1 protein-coding gene is annotated in these 589 nt (G+C 43.3%); it reads right to left on the bottom strand.

Annotated features, from left to right (window positions below; translation table 11 throughout):
• Positions 1-589: N-acetyl-alpha-D-glucosaminyl L-malate synthase BshA (gene bshA, locus ACWHAR_RS29760; protein ID WP_452088775.1), on the bottom strand; the 589-nt coding region annotated here is incomplete at both ends.

Here is a 589-nt window from a genome sequence, read left to right as displayed (position 1 = left end):
GTTTTTAATAACCTCAGGGATACCGCCAATGTTTGTTCCGATACAAGGCACTCCGCAAGCCATCGCTTCAAGCAGGACAAGACCGAAGCTTTCTTTTTCAGATAGCAGCAGCTTCAAATCGCTAATAGAATAAAGTTCTTCAACACGGTCTTGATTTCCAAGCATTAAGACTTGGTCTTCCAAGCCATATTTTCTGATAAGCTCGCAGGCTGTCGATTTCTCCGGACCGTCTCCGACTAAAAGCAGCTTCGCTTTCGTTTTGCCAGCGATATTGCGGAACACACGGATGACATCCTGCACGCGTTTAACCTTTCTAAAGTTGGACACATGGATGACGACTTTTTCATCTGGTAAAATTCTATGTTTCTCTTTAATCACCGCTGTGTTTTTCTTCAGATACACGCGCTCGTCTATAAAGTTATAAATCGTTTCAATTTTTTTCTCCGGTTTAATTAAATCGTACGTTTCAGCCGCAAGCGCTGAGGAGACTGCCGTCACTCTGTCTGATGACTCAATAGCAAAACGGATCAGATCTTTTAGAGACGGATCATAACCTAACACCGTGATATCCGTGCCATGCAAAGTGGTA

It is taken from the genome of Bacillus sp. LR--39 (assembly GCF_053613335.1).
The sequence above is the reverse complement of the archived record's forward strand: the minus strand, read 5'-3'. Positions and strand labels throughout refer to the sequence as shown.